This is a genomic window from Cytobacillus sp. OWB-43 (genome assembly GCF_034651445.1).
Classification (GTDB): domain Bacteria; phylum Bacillota; class Bacilli; order Bacillales; family Cytobacillaceae; genus Cytobacillus; species Cytobacillus kochii.
The window spans coordinates 22,953-45,814 of sequence record NZ_JAYEFF010000006.1 but is presented as its reverse complement, the minus strand read 5'-3'; the positions used below and the strand labels follow the sequence as shown (position 1 = coordinate 45,814).

19 protein-coding genes are annotated in these 22,862 nt (G+C 35.2%); 14 read left to right on the top strand and 5 right to left on the bottom strand.

The features are described from left to right. Positions 1–98: 98 nt before the first annotated feature. The 4 genes from U9M49_RS18325 to U9M49_RS18310 all read left to right on the top strand — a co-directional run bounded on the left by U9M49_RS18325 (position 99) and on the right by U9M49_RS18310 (position 4,144). Complete coding sequence (locus tag U9M49_RS18325) at positions 99–1,061, top strand: ketoacyl-ACP synthase III (protein WP_307316843.1); 963 nt, start codon at positions 99–101, stop codon at positions 1,059–1,061. Between the two features lie 381 nt (positions 1,062–1,442). Continuing rightward, a complete protein-coding gene (locus U9M49_RS18320) occupies positions 1,443–1,805 on the top strand; it encodes a hypothetical protein (RefSeq protein ID WP_307316803.1) in 363 nt (120 codons plus the stop codon). Between the two features lie 429 nt (positions 1,806–2,234). Continuing rightward, positions 2,235–3,275, top strand: a complete 1,041-nt coding sequence (locus U9M49_RS18315; protein WP_095372258.1) for an NAD(P)-dependent alcohol dehydrogenase — start codon at positions 2,235–2,237, stop codon at positions 3,273–3,275. Between the two features lie 455 nt (positions 3,276–3,730). Then, positions 3,731–4,144 carry a MerR family transcriptional regulator gene (locus U9M49_RS18310; RefSeq protein WP_095372259.1) on the top strand — a complete coding sequence of 138 codons (414 nt, stop codon included), beginning with the start codon at positions 3,731–3,733 and terminating at the stop codon, positions 4,142–4,144. A gap of 258 nt (positions 4,145–4,402) precedes the next feature. Here the strand turns inward: U9M49_RS18310 and rpsD are convergent, their stop codons facing one another. Next, on the bottom strand, positions 4,403–5,005 hold the full coding sequence (gene rpsD, locus U9M49_RS18305; protein WP_095372261.1) for a 30S ribosomal protein S4: 603 nt from the start codon (positions 5,003–5,005) through the stop codon (positions 4,403–4,405). 624 nt (positions 5,006–5,629) lie between these two features. Here rpsD and U9M49_RS18300 point away from each other — a divergent pair. Beyond that, positions 5,630–7,486 (top strand): GGDEF domain-containing protein, encoded by a 1,857-nt coding sequence (locus tag U9M49_RS18300; protein WP_322910346.1) that lies wholly within the window; start codon positions 5,630–5,632, stop codon positions 7,484–7,486. A 288-nt stretch (positions 7,487–7,774) separates the two neighbouring features. Next, positions 7,775–8,962, top strand: coding sequence for a methionine gamma-lyase (gene megL, locus U9M49_RS18295; protein WP_322910345.1), 1,188 nt, complete (start codon positions 7,775–7,777; stop codon positions 8,960–8,962). 60 nt (positions 8,963–9,022) lie between these two features. On the opposite strand, the gene U9M49_RS18290 is transcribed toward megL, so the two are convergent. After that, on the bottom strand, positions 9,023–9,502 hold the full coding sequence (locus U9M49_RS18290) for a GAF domain-containing protein (RefSeq protein WP_095372263.1): 480 nt from the start codon (positions 9,500–9,502) through the stop codon (positions 9,023–9,025). 178 nt (positions 9,503–9,680) lie between these two features. Between U9M49_RS18290 and refZ the strand changes: the two genes are divergently transcribed. Continuing rightward, positions 9,681–10,322, top strand: a complete 642-nt coding sequence (gene refZ / locus U9M49_RS18285) for a forespore capture DNA-binding protein RefZ (RefSeq protein WP_095372264.1) — start codon at positions 9,681–9,683, stop codon at positions 10,320–10,322. On the opposite strand, the gene hisJ is transcribed toward refZ, so the two are convergent. Beyond that, positions 10,308–11,114 (bottom strand): histidinol-phosphatase HisJ, encoded by an 807-nt coding sequence (gene hisJ, locus U9M49_RS18280; protein ID WP_322910344.1) that lies wholly within the window; start codon positions 11,112–11,114, stop codon positions 10,308–10,310. The genes refZ and hisJ overlap by 15 nt on opposite strands. Before the next feature lie 309 nt (positions 11,115–11,423). On the opposite strand from hisJ, the gene ezrA reads away from it, so the two are divergent. Next, the gene (gene ezrA, locus U9M49_RS18275; protein ID WP_095372266.1) at positions 11,424–13,121 is read left to right on the top strand and encodes a septation ring formation regulator EzrA; all 1,698 of its coding nucleotides are present in this window, start codon (positions 11,424–11,426) and stop codon (positions 13,119–13,121) included. 184 nt (positions 13,122–13,305) lie between these two features. Here ezrA and brnQ read toward each other — a convergent pair whose 3' ends face one another. Beyond that, entirely contained in the window at positions 13,306–14,649 is a 1,344-nt protein-coding gene (gene brnQ / locus U9M49_RS18270; protein WP_095372267.1) for a branched-chain amino acid transport system II carrier protein, read from the bottom strand. A 380-nt stretch (positions 14,650–15,029) separates the two neighbouring features. On the opposite strand from brnQ, the gene U9M49_RS18265 reads away from it, so the two are divergent. From U9M49_RS18265 to U9M49_RS18255, 3 genes are all read left to right on the top strand, one after another. Then, positions 15,030–16,172, top strand: coding sequence for a cysteine desulfurase family protein (locus U9M49_RS18265; RefSeq protein WP_322910343.1), 1,143 nt, complete (start codon positions 15,030–15,032; stop codon positions 16,170–16,172). Continuing rightward, positions 16,172–17,377 (top strand): tRNA uracil 4-sulfurtransferase ThiI, encoded by a 1,206-nt coding sequence (thiI, locus tag U9M49_RS18260; RefSeq protein WP_224935750.1) that lies wholly within the window; start codon positions 16,172–16,174, stop codon positions 17,375–17,377. Before U9M49_RS18265 ends, thiI begins: the two co-directional genes overlap by 1 nt. 117 nt (positions 17,378–17,494) lie before the next feature. Further along, entirely contained in the window at positions 17,495–17,695 is a 201-nt protein-coding gene (locus U9M49_RS18255; RefSeq protein WP_066191274.1) for an alpha/beta-type small acid-soluble spore protein, read from the top strand. Positions 17,696–17,748: 53 nt separating this feature from the next. Here U9M49_RS18255 and U9M49_RS18250 read toward each other — a convergent pair whose 3' ends face one another. Continuing rightward, positions 17,749–18,633 carry a LysR family transcriptional regulator gene (locus U9M49_RS18250; RefSeq protein ID WP_307316827.1) on the bottom strand — a complete coding sequence of 295 codons (885 nt, stop codon included), beginning with the start codon at positions 18,631–18,633 and terminating at the stop codon, positions 17,749–17,751. A 154-nt stretch (positions 18,634–18,787) separates the two neighbouring features. On the opposite strand from U9M49_RS18250, the gene hutG reads away from it, so the two are divergent. From hutG to mbcS, 3 genes are all read left to right on the top strand, one after another. Further along, entirely contained in the window at positions 18,788–19,756 is a 969-nt protein-coding gene (gene hutG / locus U9M49_RS18245; RefSeq protein ID WP_307316829.1) for a formimidoylglutamase, read from the top strand. Next, positions 19,753–20,958 carry a sodium/glutamate symporter gene (gene gltS, locus U9M49_RS18240; RefSeq protein ID WP_095372272.1) on the top strand — a complete coding sequence of 402 codons (1,206 nt, stop codon included), beginning with the start codon at positions 19,753–19,755 and terminating at the stop codon, positions 20,956–20,958. Before hutG ends, gltS begins: the two co-directional genes overlap by 4 nt. Before the next feature lie 305 nt (positions 20,959–21,263). Further along, the gene (mbcS, locus tag U9M49_RS18235; RefSeq protein WP_322910342.1) at positions 21,264–22,850 is read left to right on the top strand and encodes an acyl-CoA synthetase MbcS; all 1,587 of its coding nucleotides are present in this window, start codon (positions 21,264–21,266) and stop codon (positions 22,848–22,850) included. The last annotated feature ends 12 nt before the right edge of the window (positions 22,851–22,862 follow it).

Sequence of the window (22,862 nt, the reverse complement as noted above, 5' to 3'; positions counted from 1 at the left end):
TGAAGAGCTATTCTATTTGGGTAGCTCTTCATACTTATTTATATGGAAAATAAATCATATCAAGAGGAGAATTGAAAGTGACAGAACAGAATATTAAAATGCGTGCAATAGCTATTTATCATCCTGAGAATGTTGTGACAAATGATTTTTATATTGAACATTTTAAGAAACAAGGGAGGGATATTACACATTTCCTTGAAATCATGGGTAGAAAAGAGCGATACATCATTGATAACAGTAAGGAGAATAGCTTATCAATGGGAATAGAAGCAGCGAAAAGGGTATTAACTAAGGCTGAAATGGCTGGAGGGGATATAGATCTGATCGTTTTTTCCACACAGGTACCTGAAAGGACGTTTCCAAGTCATGCGATGTATGTACATGAGGCCATTGGTGCCAAGAATCATACAATGATATATGATAGTAATGCAAATTGCGCAGGTATGACTTTAACAGTGGAAAATGTGTCACGTTACATGATGGCCAATCCACGTGTGCAAAAAGCATTGGTGATTGGATCGGATGCGAATAGCCTCATATCTCACCCTCAGCAAGAGATTACCTTTGCCAACTTTGCTGATGGAGCAGCAGCTCTTATTTTAGAAAAAACAACAGAAGAAACAGGTTTTATTGATGCCATATTCGAAGTGGATTCTGCGAATAAAGATAATATTGTCTATCCGCAGGCAGGTTTTTCTCAAACGAGAGGACAAGCAGAAAATATTGTTTTCCTACCTTTTGATGGAGCAATGGCCATTCCAGTTGCTTGTGAAATGATTGAAGAGTTGCTTGAAAGAAATAACCTAACAATAGGAGATGTAGATGCTTACTGTTTCTCTCAATTTGCTTTATCAAACATTAAGAAAATACAATCACATTTTGAAATCAACCAGGAGAAGATCATCTACATAGGTGATAAGTACGGTTATACCACTACAAGTAGTCCTTTTATTTGTTTATATGAAGGTATTGAAACAGGAAGGATTAAAAGAGGCGATACGGTGTTATTTTGGACTATTGGTGCGGGGCATGAGATGGTTGCCATGTTGTTTAAGTATTAAGCAAGGAGGTATATCATTATTAAATAAAGAAAAACCAACATATAGTAGTGACTCCTAAAAGTTAGAGCTTTATATTAAGTAACTATTTGGCAGGTATGAATATGGTATTGAACCACTCATACCTGCCATTTTTTCTTTATGCGTTTATTTATATAATGAATGATCTACTCTCCTTTAATTTTCTCAAATGAGTAGCGTGCTTTTCTGAAATACATTACCTGATATAGTAATCCAAAAAAGTTCTCCATATGTGAATTGCCTAAGCAGTTTCCTTTGGGGGAAATACTCTGGAACTCATGTATTAGGTGAAGTTTACGGCATGGTTAGATATAAAAAGAATGAAAGTAAAATGTTAAGCTCCAAAAAAAATGGGGGGATTGAATGAGTTGGAAGGATTTAGATATAGAGAAAATTAATACAATTGAAAAGTTAGTGGCTGAGTTTGAAGTATCTGCTTTATCTTTTTTTGAAGAAGTATATAAAGGTGACCAAATTCCTTTTGGTTCCTTTAAAGTGAGAATCTATGAACAAAAAGAATCTAATACCTTTATTGGTTATACAAATCTAAAACTAAAAGATCCTTTAGGTGGTTTTGAAGGAGCAGTAGGATATGGCTTAAAAATTGAGGATGCCTTAGTAGACATTATAAAAAACTTCAAGAACAATGTTTGTGATTATAGGGATATTTGTAAAAGGAAATTAAATAAGGATGACTTTTCCTTAGTAAGTTATGACGAGTTTTAGTAAAAAGCCCCTTCTCAATCGAGAGGGGCTTTTTACCTGAACAGCTGTTTGTTTTAAAGAACATCTTTTCACAAATTAATTACTAATTAAGTAAATTCGCTTCTAGCCAGTTTGTCTTAACGAATTGCTTTAGCGAAATCTCTTTGGTTCAAACCTCGCTCCTTTTCTAAATTCATCAACTCTGTTTATCAAATACATCTCATCTTTCTTTTTACAAGTATTTACATTTTTAGCTTGTTCACACAATGGAAAGGTATATTCCTACAAAACACTCCACATAAGGAGTATCACTATTATATAATTTTGCTGGCTTGATTCTGCATATAAACTTATACCTTGACTTAGAGTTAACTAGAGGGGTTATTCTAGTTTTGTAAGAAACAAACAGGTCAATTCTCTTTAAAATCAAATTATTGGAGGTTTAAACAAATGATAACAGCTAAAGCAAGAGCAGTAGACGGTCCAGACAAACCATTTAGAGTTGCAGAGATTAAAAGACGTGATCTTGATTCACAAGATGTTCTGATAGAAATTAAATATGCGGGCATATGTCATTCTGATATTCATACTGCTCATGGTGAATGGGGTCCAGTGAACTATCCACTTGTACCCGGACACGAGATTGCGGGAATCGTCACAGATGTTGGAGCCGAGGTGACAAAGTATAAGGTTGGGGACCGAGTAGGAGTCGGATGTATGGTTGATTCTTGTGGTGAGTGTGAGAACTGCCGTAAAGGAGAAGAGCAATATTGTTTAAAAGGAAAAGTCGATACTTATGCAGGTGTTGATAAATACGGGGAGCCCACTCAAGGTGGCTATTCAACCCACATTGTCGTATCGGAAGATTTCGTACTCAGAATACCTGATAATATTGAATTTGACGTAGCAGCACCATTACTTTGTGCGGGTATTACAACATATTCTCCGTTAAATCATTGGGGAGCAGGTCCTAACAAGAAAGTAGCAATTGTTGGTATGGGGGGGCTTGGACATATGGCCGTTCAAATTGCACATGCAATGGGTGCTGAAGTCACTGTTCTGTCTCGAACATTGAAGAAAATGGACGATGGTCTGAAGTTAGGTGCAGATCATTACTATGCAACAAGTGACCCAGAAACATTCGAGAAACTTGCTGGATGCTATGACTTAATTATTAATACGGTAAGTGCAAAGATTAATCTGGATGCCTATTTAGGACTACTCAATCTTGATGGCGCGCTAGTAAACGTAGGCGCTCCTGCAGAACCACTGTCACTAAACGTGTTCAATCTAATCGGTCATCGTCGTTCATTTGCTGGGTCTATGATTGGAGGCATCCGGGAGACACAGGAAATGTTGGATTTTTGTGCTAAACATAATATTACTCCTGAAATTGAAGTGATTTCAGCTGATCAAATTGACGAAGCTTATGAACGAGTAGTAGCTTCCGATGTGAAGTATAGATTTGTAATTGACATCAGTACAATGTGAATGACGTAAGCGATATTTATGGGGTACAGCCAATGGCGGTACCCCTATAAAAATTAAATATTAGTAACTAAAAAGACGTCTTTATTTGTTCGTTAAGACCTATGTTCTGAATTTTTCTTTACAAATCCCAATTTTTGCTTTTCATCAATTTACTGTATTCTTCAAAATATACCTTTTCTGAATCTGACGCTCTATCATTCCTAATCCATTTTTTATAACACTTATACCAGATTAAACTAAGAACTCATCTTAAAATAGCCTCTATTCATATCAAATCTTGCTTTTTTTCTCTTATATATTACAGTTAACTCTAGCTAAAATGACCCATTTATTCTTTTTACCCAATTTCTAATGAACAGATGACTTTGCCAATCAACAAATACCATGATATAATTTCTTTCATTTCTAGAGTTAACTCGAAATCTATATCGTAAATAAAGAAACGGGGAGTAATAATGAAGACATATTCTATCAGCGAGGTTGCTAAAGAATTGAATCTTACCGTATATACCTTGCGCTACTACGACAAAGAAGGACTTATGCCATTTATAGAACGTACTGCTAGGGGAACAAGACAGTTTAAAGAATCCGATATCGAAGCTTTAAAAATAATTGAATGTTTAAAAGCCACCGGAATGCCTATTAAAGAAATAAAAAATTTTATTGATTGGTGTTCTGAAGGAGATTCCACCTTGCAACAAAGATTTGATATGTTCATGGAACGAAAAGCTATAGTGGAATCACAACTAGAGGAATTAAACAAGACAATGGAACTCATCAAGCATAAATGTTGGTATTACAGAACAGCTTTGGATTCCGGAACTGAAGATATTCATAAAAATAATAAAATAGAAATTCCTTTTAACTAAATATAGTTCTAAGACAAAGTCATTCTGTAAGTTCTTTTATTCCTTGTGAACCGTCAAGTACGATGTCCGGGATTTGAAGAATGAGTAATAATATGAAGCAAACGGGCACTCTTCCTATTATTTTTTGGCCCCAACTTGGTCCCAAAAAGCATTATCTTACCCTGTTTTGCAAAGTAAATAAAAACGAAAAAACCCCTGAAATGTTGATCTAACAACATTTCAAGGGGTTTATTAGCATTAAAATGCTTAATGCTAATATTAACGAGAGTAGAACTCAACGATAAGAGATTCGTTAATTTCTGCTGGAAGTTCAGAACGCTCTGGTAAACGAGTGAAAGAACCTTCAAGTTTATCTGCATCGAAAGATACGAAATCAGGAACAAAGTTGCTAACTTCAACTGCTTCTTTCACGATATCTAGGTTACGAGATTTTTCGCGAAGAGTAATTGTTTGACCTGGTTGCATGCGGTAAGAAGGGATATCTACACGCTTGCCATCAACTAAGATGTGACCGTGGTTCACAAGTTGACGTGCTTGACGACGAGTACGAGATAAACCTAGACGATAAACAACGTTGTCTAAACGAGATTCTAAAAGAATCATGAAGTTTTCACCGTGTTTACCAGTCATTTTACCAGCTTTATCGAATAAGTTACGGAATTGGCGTTCATTTACACCATACATGTGACGAAGCTTTTGCTTCTCTTGTAATTGTAATCCGTACTCAGATAATTTTTTACGTTGGTTAGGACCATGTTGTCCAGGAGCGTAAGGACGCTTTTCTAATTCTTTACCAGTGCCGCTTAGAGAAATACCAAGACGACGAGATAATTTCCAGCTTGGGCCAGTATAACGAGCCATAATATGACTCCTCCTTTTTGTTTTTATTTGGGTAAAATAAAAACAGTTGTGGTCATCTTTACGCACATTTTGTTTTCAAGTATCTTCGCCCTCGCAGCAGAGGGTTACACAATACCCCATCAACAAAGATTGTTAGAGGAACAAAATGAAACATTAAAGTACACACAAAAGCTGCGATATTTTACACAAAGACTATTATACAATCTTTATTCATTAGAAGTCAATGTTTTGCTGAGTGTAATATGTAGTCAATCAGTAATCTTCAATGTCGAGGTTGTAAGTTGAAAACAATTAATGAAAATGAGTCAATTCCTTATGAACATAGTAAAAACTATAATAAAGAATGATTGATATTGTAAAATATATGATATAATATAGTTCTAAAGTATCTGTTTTGGAGTAGGTTAAAAGAACTATAGTATAGAAAAAAATAGCTAAGTGTAATAATAAATATATTTAAGTGTGATTATCTTTTTTTGTCATTTGTTAAGTCATAAAAATGACAATCTTCATACCATTTAAGAGACGATTAATTATGTCTGTTTTATACATCTGGATTTAGTACATATTCTATCTAAAATGTGGGTGATAAACAAACCACTTTTGAATATAGGTGATATAACTATGGATAAGGAAAATGAAGTAAAAGCGTTACTAGAAATAAAAAGTAAAATATTGGACCTTATATATAAAGGGAACATTTCTAAGAATCAATTTGATGATTTTGTTAAAGAGGTTGCTACTAGTTTAGGATGTATAGCAGCGGGATTTTATTTCGTAAATGAGTGGAAAAGGGCATATCTCATTGAAGGAGAATACCATGCTGAGTTATTGCCTTTACCTGCTATTATTCCTATCGATGAGGTTTATCGTGAAGATCATCCATTCTATATTAATAAAAAACAGGGAACTTATTCGAGTAAAGATGGATGCTTACTCATCTTCTTCCTTCAGCGGTTAGATGGTTTACCAGAGTATTTGGTTTTGCTAAGGGAGGATCAGCAATTTATGTTGAGCCAACCATTTATGAATGAGCTTACAGAAGTCTTGAGTTCCTATGTGTTATTTAAAGGTAAAATAAATGAGCTATACGATGAAAAACTGCATTACACGGAATTGTTCGCATTTGTCGAACGTTTTAGTTTTCATAGAATATTAAAATTGGACGTATTATTAAGTGAAATGTTAAAAATTTTGGATAGGCTATATCCTTCTTTTCAATATTATTTATTGTTGACACATGATTATGAAGAAATCAATCAATTACCAGTGAGGGATCTAGATTATCAGGAGGAAAACAGTCTCGCACTTGAAGCGTATGTATCAGGCGAAGTAACAATAGAACAAACATCAACTGACATTGTCCTATATGCTCCTTTTTTAGGAAGCCAGGGGGTGTATGGTGTTCTCCAAGTGATTACTAAAGGGATATATGCCATTCCTAAAGCAGATCAAAAGTATTTTGGTTTAATTGCGAAAATGACAGGAGCAATCATTGAAAATATTCAATTACATCAACAGTCACAACAATTAATTGGTGATTTGCAATTTATAAATGAAACATCACAGCAATTAAATGCTGATTTGCGTTTTACAGAGACGATTCATTTTATGACAGAACAAATAAAGAAATCATTTCATGCAGAAGAAGTGGGTTTTTTCTTGTCTCAAGATGGTGAAAAATGGACTCCATTAAGTGGTAGCACAAGTTTCTTCTTTGCAAAGAAATCGAAAGCTTTTGTAACATATGTGCAAAAACTGATGTTAGAGAAGAAAGATGCGCTCTTTATTGGCGATTTAACGATTCCCTATATGAAAGCTAGTTACCGTTCTCTTATGGCCGTACCAATGGGAAACTTAGGGGATATGTGGGGGTTTGTCGTGATTTTGCACCCTATGCCTTATTACTTTCCGTTTGATTCATTTAAATTACTCCAAGCATTAATTCATCATACAACACTTGCATTTAAGAATTCGTTATTAAGAGAGGAATTAGAAAAGTTAGTCGTAACCGATCACTTAACGCAACTTTTTTCACGAAGTTATTTGGATAATCAAGTGGAACACTCACTAAAAAGTGATGAAAAAGGTGTTTTAATATTAATCGATATTGATGATTTTAAAATGATTAATGATGAATATGGTCATCAAGTCGGCGACGATATTCTTATTCAAGTAGCAGATATCATCATTCATCATATTAGAGCGAGTGATGTGGGCGCGAGATGGGGAGGAGAAGAACTGGCGATTTATCTTCCAAATGTAGATGCGAAGATCGGTGTTTCTATCGCTAGAAGGTTAAAGGAAAAAGTGAGTCGATTAACGAGTCCAAATGTGAGTATTTCATGTGGAGTGTCACATTGGAAAGCTAATGAAGAGGAGAGCTATGCAACCTTATTTCACCGTGCTGATGTAGCATTATATGAAGCGAAAAATGCAGGGAAAAATAAAGTTGTTTTTTTAGAAAAAGATAGAGACTAAGAGGTTGATTAGTTTAGTTGGATAGAAATTAAATAGATGGGGTTTAGAATGAGAACTTTTAATGTCCAAACTGGACACTTAGTTCACAAACGCCTAATCCTATTTAGTTAACGCCACTTATACCAGCCTCTTTGTTTAATTAGACACCGATAAATAATAATAATCGTTGAAAATTCTTGTGTGGTAGAATATTCTGAATTATAAGAATCTTTTTTTATATTTAAACGGTAATGTTTTGTACTTTTATTATTGTAAGCGTTTTCAATCATGATCCTGGAGGAGATATCCTTGGAAGGTAACGAGAAAAGAATAGAGACCAAATGTATTCATTCTGGTTATGATAGTCAATTATATAACGGCAGTTTAATACCACCTTTATTTCAAACAGCTACATTTACATTTTCAAGTGCAGAGGAAGGTGCTCGCAGGTTTGCCTCTGAAGAAGCAGGGTATGTCTATTCACGTTTAGGGAACCCGACTGTTGAGATCTTAGAAAAACGAATGGCAGAATTAGAAGGGGCAGAAGCGGCATTAGCATTTGGATCTGGAATGGCAGCTGTTTCATCTGTGTTAATGACATTAACGAAAGCGGGAGACCATATTTTATGCTCACAAGGAGTATATGGATGCACATATGGTCTATTGCATTTATTAGAAGAAAAGTACCAGATTTCACATCAGTTTTCTACTATGAGCTCTAGAGAAGAGTTAATGAGTTGTATTACACCAGAAACCACTTGTATTTACATTGAAACACCGATTAATCCAACGCTTGATATTGTTGATCTTGAAATGGTCGCAGCAATAGGTAAAGAAAAACAAATCCCTGTTGTAGTAGATAACACCTTTTGTTCCCCTTATTTGCAAAATCCAATTTCATTTGGATGTGATATTGTTATCCATAGTGCAACAAAGTATTTATGTGGCCATGGAGACGTCATTGCTGGCATTGTGGCAGGTAAAAAAGTGTGGATGGACGACATTGCGAGACATACAAGAAAGGATATAGGTGGTATTATATCTCCCTTTGATGCTTGGTTATTATTAAGAGGTATCAAGACATTAGCTATTCGATTAGACCGACACAGTCAACAAGCTACTATTCTTGCCGAATTTTTACGAAATCATGAAAAAATTGAGCAGGTTTATTACCCAGGTTTTGCTGATAACCCACAAGCTAAGATTATCGCAAAACAAATGAAGCAACCCGGGGGGCTTATTTCTTTTAAAATTAAAGGAGGACAAAAAGAAGCGCAGGCATTGATGAATCATCTAAGTCTAATTAAAGTGGCTGTAAGTTTAGGTGATGCAGAAACTTTAATTCAACATCCGGCAACGATGACACATGCTGTCGTTCCTAAAGAAGAGAGAGAAAAAATGGGGATTGGAGATAATTTATTACGGCTTTCAGTGGGATTAGAAGCAATCGAAGATATTAAAGCAGATCTCTCTGAAGCGTTAAATCAATTCAAATAACATCATCTAATCAAAATGCGAACAAATGTATATATCCTTATTTGTTCGCATTTCTTGAAATTATAAGAACTTCACTAATTCTTTTACAAATGCTTCTAGCATCTTTTCATCTATTTCATCAAAGCGGTCTTTTTCAGGAGAATCAATATCTAAGACACCTAATAATGTTCCATCTTTTACGATAGGAATGACAATTTCCGATTGAGAAGCCGCATCACATGCGATATGGCCAGGAAAAGCATGGACATCTGCAATTCTTTGCGTCTCTTGTCTAGAAGCAGCAGTGCCGCAAACACCTCTACCAACTGGGATTCTTACACATGCGGGCAATCCTTGAAATGGTCCGAGAACAAGTTCTCCGTCTTCCATTAAATAAAAGCCAACCCAATTTGTACGGTCTAAAAATTGATTTAATAAGGCAGAAGCATTACTTAAGTTGGCGATTGTATTTTTTTCACCTTCTAATAATGCAGCAAGTTGCTTAATTACTAGTTGATAATTTTCTTCTTTATTTCCTTGATAATTTTCGACGTTAAACATCATACATCACCATGCTTTCTTTAAGTATTTAAGGTATTATGCCATAAAATAGGTTAAAAGGGGAGACTTTGTCGACAATTAATAAAAGGAAAATCTCTTTTATGCAAGAATAGATTTATTATAACAAGAACAGAGGATATTTGAACAAAAATCTTGTTATAGGGAGGCGAAAGAGCGCATGAAAGAAAATGCTAAAGTGGCAATAATTGATGCAGCTATCTATCTCTTCAACCATAAAGGGTTTAATGGAACATCTGTCAGGGATATCGCCAGTAAAGCAAAAACAAATGTTGCTAATATATCCTATTATTTTGGTAATAAAAATGGTTTGTTAGAGCAATGTTTAACGGAATATTATGAAGCATATATTCAAGAAATTGAGAAAGGGTTTAATCTCTTAGACCGAGGACCGACACATTCCCTAAAGGCCGTTGCTGAAAATATCCTTTATTTCCAATTTGAAAATGTGCAATTAACGAGACTGATTATTAGAGAAATGTCGATCGATTCGCAAATGGTCCGAGAAATTATGTCCACTTATTTAACAAAGGAAAAGTATTATCTAAATAGAATCTTTGAACAAGGATTCAAGACGAAAGAATTCTACTTAAACACGACGGCGTATTTAATCCTACAATGGAAGAGTCTGCTTACTATGCCGTTTCTTAATAGTCATTACTTAACAGAAGTGCTTTACCTTGTTCCCCATGAAAGTTATTTTGTGGAGAAGTATGTACGTGAGACTCATGCTTGGATTGATCATTTTGTTTGTAGAAAAGAGCCAAAAGAGCAGCAGGTGACATTGCTAAATGTTTTGTAACTGGGAATTTAACTTACTCCAACCGTATCCCACAAGTTTTGCTTGATGAGCGTCGGAGCCGTATACAAGTGGAATGCCCATACTCATTGCTTTTTGTGCGACTGATGCAGGAGGATAACTTTCAAGACATAGCGGCTTAATGAGCCCAGCGGCATTATAGTCCAGTTCGTAGTGCTTGTCTTTAACAGCATTCAAAATATCACTAAGTTCCTTTTCAAATTCCTGTTCAACGGGAAATTTTTTTTGGAATTTTTTAACTAAAGTAATATGTCCAATTCTCGTTGGTTTATACTGACCAAGGTCGCTTAAGATGGACTTTTGAACTGTACGAAAATAATGTTGATATACGGCATCGATAGACCCGTATTCATTAATCATATCTTGGAAGACATCAGGGCTATAATCTAAACAATGATAACCATTTTCCCCTTTTAGGAAATGAACAGACAAGATGGCGTCATCGATACTTGGGCCGATTTTATTCAAAAATGCCGTTATTTCGTCTTCATACCCTTCAATATAATCCACTTCTAGTCCGATATGGATATTGAGTTCCTTTTTATATTGTTGTTTTAACTGCTCAACTTCGTCTAAATAATTGGCAATATCACTATTTTTCATAGCACTATCTTTGGCTGGCGCCGGGTCAATAAAATCAATAGGTAAAGGGGCATGCTCAGTAAAAGTGATATCAGTAAAGCCTTGCTCTATCGCTCTATTAATATAATGTTTCATATGATCCTTTGTTCCATGAGGGCAATAAGGCGTATGAATATGACCATCTTTTTTCACGTGAAAGCTCCTTTTTATAGCGAAATAATTGTTATTTCGTGCGATATATGAGATAAATAAAAATAATCATTTATACGTGCAGATTTAACTTTATTCAGTTATTTTTACGGGGAAATAGAAGTTTTTCTGGTCAATTTAAGATGTAAAAAGATTGATTATACGAATTTTGTCCAATTATTTCAATAAAATCTTAAAATAATAGTCAAAAAATGTCGTTTACATGGTATCATAAAAGCATTGAAATGAACAAGAAAATGATTAATTTAAGTATATATATTTGGTTCGGTAACAGAACAGGGGGCTTTACAGATGGGATATGTAATTGGTGTACTCATAGTTTTCATATGCATTTATTTTACAGGGTATTTTTTTAAGAAGAAATACTTCAAGGAAGTGGATCGACTAGAGACATGGAAGCTTGAAATTATAGATCGCCCTGTTTTGGATGAATTATCGAAGGTGAAGGCACTAAATATGACAGGTCAAACAGAAAAATTATTTGAAAAATGGCGTAGTGCTTGGGACGAAATCGTCACATCACAGCTTCCTGAGGTTGAAACGACATTATTTGATGCGGAAGAATACATAGATAAATATCGGTTCAATAAAGCAAAGGAAAGCTTAAATAAAATTGAAGCGGAATTGAACCTAGTAGAGGAACAAATCGACCAGATTTTAATAGAGCTAAAAGAGTTAGTAGGAAGTGAAGAAAAGAACCGCCTCGAAATGGAAGCGTTAAAAGATACATACCGCAATTATAAAAAGCGATTACTAACACAACGTCATGCCTATGGCAAGCCGGGGGAACAACTCGAAAATAGGCTAGGTGAAATGCATAATGAATTCGAGTTATATACTCAAAAAACAAATGAAGGAAACTATCTTGAGGCACGAGAATTAGTTCTTGCTTTAAATCAAAAGATGGAAGAAATGAATGATCATATAGATCAAATTCCTGTATTACTAGTTGAAGTCAATAATAAATTGCCTAATCAGTTAGCAGAATTAAAGGATGGGTTTGAGGAGATGAAAGAGCAAGGGTACCTACTCGAACACCTCCAAGTAGAAAAGAATATAACTGAAATCGAAGAAGAAGTTAAAAAAATAATTGAGTTAGTTGAAGAGATAAACGTGAAAGCTGCTTCTGAACTCCAAGATGAAATTAAGGAACGAATTGATAGTTTATATGAACAGCTAGAAAAGGAAGTTATGGCGAAACACTTCGTTTCTAAAGAAGAAAGCAAGGCGAAAGATCTCTTGATTGATAGTAGTGAAAGACATATGGATTTAATAGAAGAAATGCGAGTTATTTCCGATACATATCATGTACCAGACACGGAAAGTGATACACAGGACAGACTTCAGAAGCTACTCACTAATGCCATCAAAAGATATGAAGTATTGGAAGATAAAATCAAGGAACAAAAAGTCCCCCATACAGTTTTAAAAGAAGAATTGACAACTGTAAAAGAAGAATTAGATATGATAAAAGAGGAACAAACTCGTTTTAGTGAAAAATTAGAAGCATTACGTAAAGACGAAATGGTAGCTAGGGAAAAAATTAATGATTTAAAAAAGCAGGTTAGTGACGTAGCTCGCTTAGTATCAAAAAGTAATATTCCGGGTTTACCAGAAGAATATAAATTTGTAATGAAAGAAGCAAACGATCAGATTAAAGAGGTCATCTTACGACTCGAAGAAAAGCCACTAAATATTGCTTCTGTTAACGATTATATGGAAATAGCCTTAATATCAGTAGAGAAAGCAGTTGAATACACGGAGGATATGATAGAGACATTTTCGTTAACTGAAAAGGTCATTCAATATGGTAATAGATATCGCAGTCGTCACCTAGAGTTAAAGGAAAAATTTACGAATGCCGAGCTTGCCTTTAGGAATTATGAATACAAAGCAGCACTTGAACTGGCAGCAACCGCGATTGAAGAAGTAGAACCAGGAGCGTTAGAGAAAATTAAAGATTGGATAAATGAAGAGGAAAAAAACTGATGTGGCTACATCAGTTTTTTTAGTTTGAATTCGCTTGCTATAGTTGTTTCATTCGTTTATAAGTGATTACGAACTTAATTTAGTGCACTGACTGTCTGAACAAAACTCAAAAGAAATGAATAACAATAAGAAAAAAGCGAAGGCCCCTTTTCCTTCGCTTTTCTTAGTGACTATTTCTTTTTTTTTAATCTTCTTGAGTTTGTAACTGTTCTTTCGGGTTTGTATTGAAAGCGATAATAAAACCAACAATTGCACCAATGATAGCAGGTACAAGCCATCCAATACCTACACTAAATAACGGCAAGATAGAAAGTGTGTTATTTAGTCCTTCGCTCCCAAGACCAGCTGCATTTAATCCATCAATTATGCTAATGATTCCTGTTGGAATGAGTGCGCAAATATATACAATAGATGCTCCTTTAAATACATTGTTTATTAGTGTGAGAAGGATAAGCACAATAGCTAATGGATAAAGGAATGTTAGCACTGGTACTGAGAAATTAATTAATTGTGTCAAGCCGACGTTTGCAATGGCCATACTAAAAATTGAGAAAATAATAACGAACTTTTTATATGAAATACTTGGTACAAGTTTATTAAAGTAAGCTGCGCAAGAGGAGATTAATCCCACAGATGTTGTTAAACAAGCGAAAATGATCGCAAATCCGAGAATATAACCACCTGCAGAACCAAATAAAAATTGTGCGGCTACTGATAATAACGCACCGCCATTTGGTTGTACACCTAATGTATTTGGAGATGTAGAACCAATATAAGCAAGTGATACATAAATAATGGCTAGACCAGCTGCGGCAATAAGTCCAGCGGCAATACAAATCTTTGTAATTGAAGCTTTTTTCGTAACACCAAAGCCTTTGATTGAACTGATCACGATAATACCAAATACAAGAGCGGCAATCGTATCCATTGTCAAGTACCCTTCAATAAACCCTTTAAAGAAGGCACTGTCTACATAAGCGCCTGTTGGAGCTTGAGGGTCTCCTATTGGTGAAATAATCGCTTTTATTACAATTACAGCTAGAATAATTAATAGTAGTGGCGTTAGAATGTTACCGATTACATCTACAAGCTTACCTGGATTCATAGCTAATAAAGTCGTAAGCACGAAGAAAACAATTGAGAATATTAAAAGTGGCCAAATTGAATTGGCAGCGTTTTCAGATAAAAACGGCAATACTCCAATCTCATAAGAAACTGTTCCTGTACGAGGAATGGCAAATAGTGGACCAATGACTAAATACATTGCCACAGTAAAAATTAATCCATACAATGGATGAACTCGATTTGCCATTGTCTGTACATCACCAGATTTTGCAATGGCAATAACAGCAATGAGTGGTAGTCCAACACCAGTAATTAGGAAACCAATAATTGCTACCCATACAGAAGTACCAGCTTCTTGTCCCAAAAATGGTGGAAATATCATATTCCCTGCTCCGAAGAATAGAGCAAAGAGCATTAAACCTATTGAAAAGATTTGTTTGAACGAAAGTGTGTTATTATTCATACAATTTACCCCCTAAGTCGCTCGTCAATAGTCACTATAAAATTTTCAACAGAAACTATAGTACCATGGTTTTGACGAAATGTGTCGAATTATAAAAATGTTGTAATTTTGGGTATATTGAAATAACGGTGGCAAACTTTGAAAGGAATAGATTTTCGGAGTTTTTTTAAACCAATTATTTTCATTATAAATTAAAAACCCAAAATTATAAAGCAAAACCTGTATTAATACACAAATTTTTTTTCGGTTGTGTATCGTAATAATTTGTTTTTACAAAATAGTGAAATTACATTTCGTCTTTATACAAATAACATTTCTATCTAAGCGAAAATTATGCTATGATTAAAAATTGCATAAGTGTTCTTCAAGGAGGAGCCGTAATGATTTATCTAGATAATAGTGCAACAACTCAACCATATAAAGAAGTAATTGATGCGTTTGTAAAAGTTTCTTCTACCTTTTTTGGTAATCCATCATCCCTCCATGGAGTTGGTGAGAAAGCTGAAAAACTATTGCAACAAGCGAGGAGACAGATAGCAGAATTGCTTAAAGTAAAAGAAAAAGAATTGCTGTTTACTTCAGGTGGTACGGAAGGTAATAATATGGCAATTAAAGGAATTGCTAAACAATATCAGCATCGTGGCAATCATTTAATTACAACAACCATTGAACACCCTTCTGTAATTGAGACAATGAAGCAGTTAGAAAAAGAAGGATTTGAAGTGACTTATCTACCTGTAGATGGGGATGGGAGAATTTCTCTAGATGATTTACAAGTAGCTATAAAGGAAGAAACGATTCTTGTCTCTGTTATGCATGTCAATAATGAAATAGGGACCATTCAACCAATTAAAGCTATTGGAACTTTATTAAAAGAATATCCTAAGGTTTTCTTTCATGTCGATGCTGTTCAATCAGTAGGCAAAGTCCCACTGGAGTTATATGAATTTGGTATTGATGCATGTACAATGTCAAGCCATAAATTTCATGGCCTAAAGGGTTCGGGTATTTTATATTTACGACAAGGAGTAACCCTAATGCCCCTCCTTGCAGGTGGTAACCAAGAAAGTGAATTAAGGAGCGGCACAGAAAATACTGGTGGAATTGTCGCGATGGCTAAAGCGTTGAGGATGACAAATGATTATTTCAACTCTAGCTCTAAACTTTCTCATTTAATGAATGAAATGAGAATAGCATTGAGTGAAATAGAAGATGTCATTATCCATACGCCAATAAAGGCGACAGCCCCACATATTCTTAATTTCTCTGTTAAAGGCTTTAAGTCAGAGGTTTTTGTTCATGCCTTGGAAGAGAATGATATTTATATTTCTACCACGAGTGCGTGTTCATCTAAACATGCTCAAGCGAGTAGTACATTACTTGCTATGGGTGTAAAAGAAGAAATTGCCTTGAGTGCTGTTAGAGTGAGTTTAAGTTATCATACAACGGCTGATGAGGTAGAAAAGTTTATTCATGAAGTGAAACACACTATATTTCAACTGAGAAAGGTAATGAAAGCTTAATGAAATACGATAGAATATTAATTCGTTATGGAGAAATTTCAACTAAAGGAAGAAATCGTAAAAATTTTATAGATAAATTAAGAAAAAGCGTAAAGAGAGTACTACATGATTTTCCTGAAATCAAGGTCGAGGGGCAAAGAGATCGCATGTTTGTTCTGCTTAATGACCAACCACATGAAGAGATTATTGAGAGATTAAAGGGTGTCTTTGGTATCCAGTCTTTTAGTCCGGTTTTGAAGGTTGAAAAAGATTTAGATACAATGAAGGAAAAGGCATTACAATTAATTCAAAAGGTTTATCAAGAAGGCGATACGTTTAAAATCACTGCGAAAAGAGCAGATAAAAGTTTTGCATTAGATACGTTTGGTATTAACCAAGCATTTGGTGCACATATACTAACAAATATGCCTTCTATCTCAGTTGATGTGAAAAAACCAAGTATAAACTTAGTTATTGAAGTGAGAAAAGAAGCAAGTTATATTTCATGTGAGAATATTAAAGGAGCTGTTGGCTTACCAGCTGGTTCAAGTGGGAAAGGTATGCTCATGTTATCTGGTGGGATTGATAGCCCTGTTGCAGGGTATTTATCCATGAAAAGAGGAATTGAAGTCGAGGCTGTTCATTTTTATAGCCCTCCATTTACAAGTGAAAGATCAAAACAAAAAGTCATTGATCTAGCGGAAAAGCTCTCTCGAATTAATGGTGGCGTGGCGCTTCATATTGTTCCTTTTACTGAAATACAACAGCTGATACAAAAACAAATTCCTGATAACTATACAATGACAACGACAAGAAGGTTAATGCTTAGAATAACAGACGCGCTACGAGAAAAATATCAAGGATTATCCATTATTACTGGTGAGAGTCTTGGGCAAGTTGCCAGTCAGACGATGGAAAGTATGTATGCTATTAATGAGGTGGTTAGCACACCCATTTTAAGACCTCTGATTATGATGGATAAAGCGGATATAATCGACATAGCTCAAACTATTGATACGCATGATATTTCTATTCGTCCATTTGAGGATTGTTGTACCGTATTTGTACCTTCATCACCTAAAACGAAGCCGAAGCTTGAAAAAGTTCAACACTTTGAAAGCTATACAGACTTCGAGCCGTATATTCAAAAAGCAGTTGAAAATACCGAAAAACTTGTTATTATGCCGAATTCAAACATAGAAAAAGAGATGGAAGATCTTTTTTAAACGACCTTTATTACAAAAAGATTACAAAAAGAAATTTAAATGAAACAATTACCAAATATTTATTGCATAGTGCCATGTGATTCTACACATTCTATACTCACAAGGAGGTGAAATCACATGGCAAACAACAGCTCAAATAACCTTGTAGTACCTGGTGTACAACAAGCTCTTGATCAAATGAAATACGAAATCGCAACTGAATTTGGTGTAAACCTTGGTGGAGAAACTACTTCTCGTGCTAACGGTTCAGTTGGTGGAGAAATCACTAAACGTTTAGTTCAAATGGCTGAACAACAATTAGGTGGTTACCAAAAATAATTTAATATGATGGCTACAAAAGGGCGGAGTACTCACTTCGCCCTTTTTTATATTTAAAAAACTTCAAATTGACGTATTTTGTTTAAAAGTTTTTGAATGGCAGGCGTCATTGATCTGTCTTTCAAATAAGCAAGGTAAACAGTTCTATTAAGAAAAATAGAAGTGATTGGCAAGCCAATAATATGAGGTGTAGGATTATAATCTAAATAGCTTTTAGGCAAAATAGTCACGCCTAAACCTTCTTCAACCATTTTACAAGCAGTTTCTAAGCGCTCGATTTCATATTCAATTTTTGGATAAAGCTGTTCCTTCATAAAAGCTTGCAGCACATCTCCTCTCGTTTGGAAACCCTCACGACTAATAATAAATGCCTGATTAGCAATATCGGTGAGCTCTACAGAATTTTTACGAGCAAGTGGGTGTGTTTCGTAAACTGCTAACATAAAAGGCTCATGATAAAGCGGGTGTGAAGTTATTAATTGATTATGCATAGGCTGATTGGTAATCGTAAAATGAACATCCCCTTCTAATATGGAAGAAATAACTTCTTTTTGGCCAAGTACTTCATTAAATTGAAAGTGTATATCAGGATAGGTATTTTTAAATTCCTTTATGACTTTGAATAGCCAAAACTTGGCAGATTCAATAATGCCAATATTAATATGACCGTCACCTGTTTCGGCCATTTCTGCAACTTCTAGTTGAAAATGTTCGAATTGTCTTACTATATGTAGAGCTCTTTGATAAAAAACCTTTCCGATATCTGTCAAATAAATGCTTCTTGTATCTCGTTTAAATAGCGCCATCTTTAAATCATTTTCCAATTTTATAATGGCATTACTTAATGATGGCTGTGATATATGTAAAATTTGTGCTGCCTTAGAAAAACTCTGCTCATCAGCTACTGTAATAAAATACTTTAATTTCCTTATTTCCATTTTTTCACCTGCTTATAGTTAAAAGCTATAGATATATATATATTTGGTATTGGTCATTATAGCATAACTCTTTATATACTTTTTTTATACGAAACGTTTCTAAATGTATCTACACAGAAAGTTCAGAAATTTAATAAAAATGAGGGAGTTCGCAATGTACAGTCAAGGAAGGAAAGATCAATGGATAGGCAGAATTGACTCTTTAGAAGATCGAAAGAGTTTTAGATACCATCAGGTTATTAAAACGGAAAATCTTCTCACACCGAGTGATAAAACGCAAATATCTAGCTATGGACTTATCGGATTCGAATGTGAAGAAGGAGTAAGAAGAAACAACGGTAGACTAGGAGCGAAAGAGGGACCAAATGCTATAAAACAAGCAGTTGCTAAATTACCTTTTCCATATGATGTTGATACCAATATTTATGATTTTGGTAATGTGGTTTGTGATAGTCAGCAGTTGGAAGAAGCACAAGTAGAATTAGGGGATTTTGTTAGCTTAATTCTCGATAAAAAATCTACACCTATCATATTAGGTGGTGGTCATGAGACACTTTACGGTCATTATTTAGGTGTTAGGAAGTCGATAGGTAAACAAAAGAAATTAGGTATCATTAATATTGACGCACATTTTGATTTACGATCATATGATGAAGCGCCGTCATCGGGTACGATGTTTAAACAAATATTAGATCAAGACGAAAATGCAAATTATTTATGCCTTGGTATACAAAAACAAGGAAATACTGCTTCTCTTTTCGAGACTGCCTCCAAACTAGGTGTAACCTATATTCTAGAAGAAACCATTCATGCGGAAGGTTTAAAAGAAACAAAACAAGTAATAAATAATTTTATTAAAGAATGTGATGTGTGCCTGTTAACTCTGTGCATGGATGCAGTTAATTCTGCCTACGCACCAGGTGTAAGTGCACCATCTCCATTTGGCTTAACTCCATTTGAGGTAAGGGAAATTGTTCGATTGGTTACAAATAATGATAAGACGGTTTCGTTTGATATATCCGAAGTTAATCCTTCATTAGACAGAGATGGACAAACAGCAGCAGTTGCAGCTCAATTGGTGAGTGAAGCAATCAGCGCATTTCACAGGAGGACAAAGAGATGAACATCACTTTAGATTCAATTTCAACATTGTTTCTTGCTGTCGCCCTTTTGTTAATCGGTAGCGTATTAATAAAAAAGGTGACATGGTTAAATCGTTATTGTATACCTGCACCAGTAGTGGGCGGATTATTATTTGCTCTACTTATTTTAATTTTAAAACAAACAGGGCTAATGAACATTGAATTAGATACATCACTACAAAGCATTTTTATGCTTACCTTTTTTACGACGGTTGGTTTAGGGGCTAGTTTTAAATTAGTGAAGCTAGGTGGCAAGCTACTTATCTTCTACTGGATTGCCTGTGGCGTACTTGCCTTGTGTCAGAGTGCAATTGGTATTTCTCTAGCAACCGCTCTTGGTCTGGAACCGTTACTAGGTGTCATGATGGGGGCTGTTTCTATGGAAGGTGGACATGGTGCTGCAACGGCATTTGGCGGAACCATTGAGGAATTAGGAATAGAGTCTGCACTATCCACTGGATTAGCTGCTGCTACGTTTGGTTTAATAGCTGGTGGTTTAGTTGGGGGGCCGACAGTTAAGTATTTAATCAATAAATACAAATTAACACCTAAACAATCAAGTGATTCAGCCAGTGAAATTGCTCCAACATTAGAAGAGGAAAAAGATCATTCACCAACTTCTACTAATCATTTTATGGTACAAGTTCTCATTATTACTTTTTGTATGACGGTTGGATCATTATTAGGAGAGTTATTCTCCAATGCAACAGGTTTTGTATTACCAAGCTATGTTGGAGCAATGTTTGTTGCTGTAATCGTAAGAAATATTGTCGATAAAGTAAATGGACGCATCATTGATATGAAATCAATCAATTTCATTGGTGATATTACATTAGGTATATTCCTCTCAATGGCGCTGATGAGCATTAAACTATGGGAAATTGCTGATCTTGCTCTTCCGATGCTATTCATTGTATTTATTCAAGTGGTCTTTATCGTATTGTTCTCTATCTTTGTTCTATTTAAGCTATTTGGAAAAGATTACGATGCTGCTGTAATGGTCGGTGGTTTTACGGGTCACGGTCTTGGGGCAACACCCAACGCGATGGCGAATATGTCTGCCATTACTGAGAAATATGGACCATCCCCAAAAGCGTTTTTAATTGTACCAATTGTAGGGGCTTTTCTCATAGATGTCTTTGCTATGCCGATTATCATTACGAGCATCAATTTATTATCTTAAACAAACATACTGTACGAAGAATCCGAGCAATTATTCCATTCAGGGGATGAGAATATAGCTCGGTTTTTTTTTGATAAATTTAATTTGGACTCAGATATTGGTAATTAAGAGAATTTAAAGTGAAAAAGAAAAGATAGTGTTAAGGGGGATATTTACCCATATTTCAGAGAGGGGAAGTTGGTGTTTATCAACTAACTATTGAGATAGAGAAAGATAAATTATTTTAATTATTTAAATAATTTAGTATAATTATTAGTGACATCTTGAATTCCGCATAGATCTTGAGAAAAAGGAGAGATTTTTGGATGAAACGAGAGGATTTATTAGCACCCGAGGTTTATAACTTAGTCTCAGAGGTTGAGCACTATGCGCAAAATAGTGATAAACTGGCGATTCAATGGGAAGATGAGCAGGGTGAGAAAAAGGAAATTACATATAAGCAATTAATGAACAAAGCGAACAGAATTGGAAACGTTTTCGTGGATAAAGGCTTAGAAAAAGGCGATGTTGTTCTAGTAATCATTCCTCGTCTTGTAGAAGCTTACCAAACATACTTAGCTGCGCTTAAAGCAGGAATGGTTGTCATCCCTAGCTCAGAAATGTTAAAAACTAAAGACTTAAAATATCGTATTAACCATGGTGATGTCAAAGCAATTATTAGTTATGCACCTTATGTATCTGAATTCAACGAGATAAAAGAAGCGGAAAATCTGCCAAAATTCATTATTGGAGGAAATGCGCAAGGGTGGATTTCTTTAGATGAAGAAATGGAAAGAGCGAATGAGTCGTTTAAAATAGTAGAAACGAAGAAAGACGATATGGCTTTTCTTTCCTATACTTCGGGAACAACTGGCAACCCAAAGGGTGTCGTTCATACCCATGGGTGGGCATTTGCTCATTTAAGAACTGCAGCTACACATTGGCTTGGTATTGAGGAAGGGGATACTGTATGGGCAACTGCAGGTCCAGGTTGGCAAAAATGGATATGGAGCCCATTTCTTTCCGTATTAGGATCAGGCGCAACAGGCTTTGTTTATAACGGAAAATTTGAACCGGAAAAATATTTACAGCTCTTGCAGGATTATGAAGTGAATGTGCTTTGCTGTACACCGACAGAATATCGTTTAATGGCAAAAGTAGATCGTATTGGTCAATATAATTTATCAAAGCTTCATAGTGCTGTTTCAGCAGGAGAACCTTTGAACCGAGAAGTCATTGATATTTTTGAAAAACATTTCGGGCTTGAAGTAAGAGACGGATATGGACAGACGGAAAATACATTGCTTGTAGGTGTCACGAAAGGTATGGGGTTAAGACCAGGTTCAATGGGTAAACCAACACCAGGGAACAGAGTAGAGATCATTAATGAAGACGGCAGGCCATGTTCAGTAGGTGAAGTAGGGGATATCGCTGTCCATGTTGATACGCCAGCACTATTTAAAAATTATTATAAAGACCCTGAAAGAACGGCCATGCAATTCCGTGGAGATTATTATATAACAGGGGATAAAGCCAAGATGGATAAAGATGGTTATTTTTGGTTTGAAGGACGCGGTGATGATATTATCATTAGCTCTGGTTATACTATTGGACCATTTGAAGTTGAAGATGCCCTCGTGAAGCATCCATCCGTCAAAGAGTGTGCAGTTGTAGGTAGTCCAGATGAAGTAAGAGGTTTGATAGTTAAAGCCTTTATCGTTTTAAAAGACGACGTCGATGAAAATGATGCTAATCTAATTCCAAGTTTACAACATCATGTAAAAGAGCTCACGGCTCCTTATAAATATCCACGAAAAATTGAATTTGTCAGCGATTTACCAAAAACAACTTCAGGAAAAATTATGAGAAGAGAGTTACGAAAACAAGAGGCTTCAAAAACGACCGCAAACTAAATATAAAGAGAC

What these genes read in the sequence shown, in the direction of transcription:
- U9M49_RS18325 (WP_307316843.1), top strand. Translation starts at nt 99, where the DNA reads ATGCGTGCAATAGCTATTTATCATCCTGAGAATGTTGTGACAAATGAT.
- U9M49_RS18320 (WP_307316803.1), top strand. Translation starts at nt 1,443, where the DNA reads ATGAGTTGGAAGGATTTAGATATAGAGAAAATTAATACAATTGAAAAG.
- U9M49_RS18315 (WP_095372258.1), top strand. Translation starts at nt 2,235, where the DNA reads ATGATAACAGCTAAAGCAAGAGCAGTAGACGGTCCAGACAAACCATTT.
- U9M49_RS18310 (WP_095372259.1), top strand. Translation starts at nt 3,731, where the DNA reads ATGAAGACATATTCTATCAGCGAGGTTGCTAAAGAATTGAATCTTACC.
- rpsD (WP_095372261.1), bottom strand. Translation starts at nt 5,005, where the DNA reads ATGGCTCGTTATACTGGCCCAAGCTGGAAATTATCTCGTCGTCTTGGT.
- U9M49_RS18300 (WP_322910346.1), top strand. Translation starts at nt 5,630, where the DNA reads ATGGATAAGGAAAATGAAGTAAAAGCGTTACTAGAAATAAAAAGTAAA.
- U9M49_RS18290 (WP_095372263.1), bottom strand. Translation starts at nt 9,502, where the DNA reads ATGTTTAACGTCGAAAATTATCAAGGAAATAAAGAAGAAAATTATCAA.
- refZ (WP_095372264.1), top strand. Translation starts at nt 9,681, where the DNA reads ATGAAAGAAAATGCTAAAGTGGCAATAATTGATGCAGCTATCTATCTC.
- ezrA (WP_095372266.1), top strand. Translation starts at nt 11,424, where the DNA reads ATGGGATATGTAATTGGTGTACTCATAGTTTTCATATGCATTTATTTT.
- brnQ (WP_095372267.1), bottom strand. Translation starts at nt 14,649, where the DNA reads ATGAATAATAACACACTTTCGTTCAAACAAATCTTTTCAATAGGTTTA.
- U9M49_RS18265 (WP_322910343.1), top strand. Translation starts at nt 15,030, where the DNA reads ATGATTTATCTAGATAATAGTGCAACAACTCAACCATATAAAGAAGTA.
- thiI (WP_224935750.1), top strand. Translation starts at nt 16,172, where the DNA reads ATGAAATACGATAGAATATTAATTCGTTATGGAGAAATTTCAACTAAA.
- U9M49_RS18255 (WP_066191274.1), top strand. Translation starts at nt 17,495, where the DNA reads ATGGCAAACAACAGCTCAAATAACCTTGTAGTACCTGGTGTACAACAA.
- U9M49_RS18250 (WP_307316827.1), bottom strand. Translation starts at nt 18,633, where the DNA reads ATGGAAATAAGGAAATTAAAGTATTTTATTACAGTAGCTGATGAGCAG.
- hutG (WP_307316829.1), top strand. Translation starts at nt 18,788, where the DNA reads ATGTACAGTCAAGGAAGGAAAGATCAATGGATAGGCAGAATTGACTCT.
- gltS (WP_095372272.1), top strand. Translation starts at nt 19,753, where the DNA reads ATGAACATCACTTTAGATTCAATTTCAACATTGTTTCTTGCTGTCGCC.
- mbcS (WP_322910342.1), top strand. Translation starts at nt 21,264, where the DNA reads ATGAAACGAGAGGATTTATTAGCACCCGAGGTTTATAACTTAGTCTCA.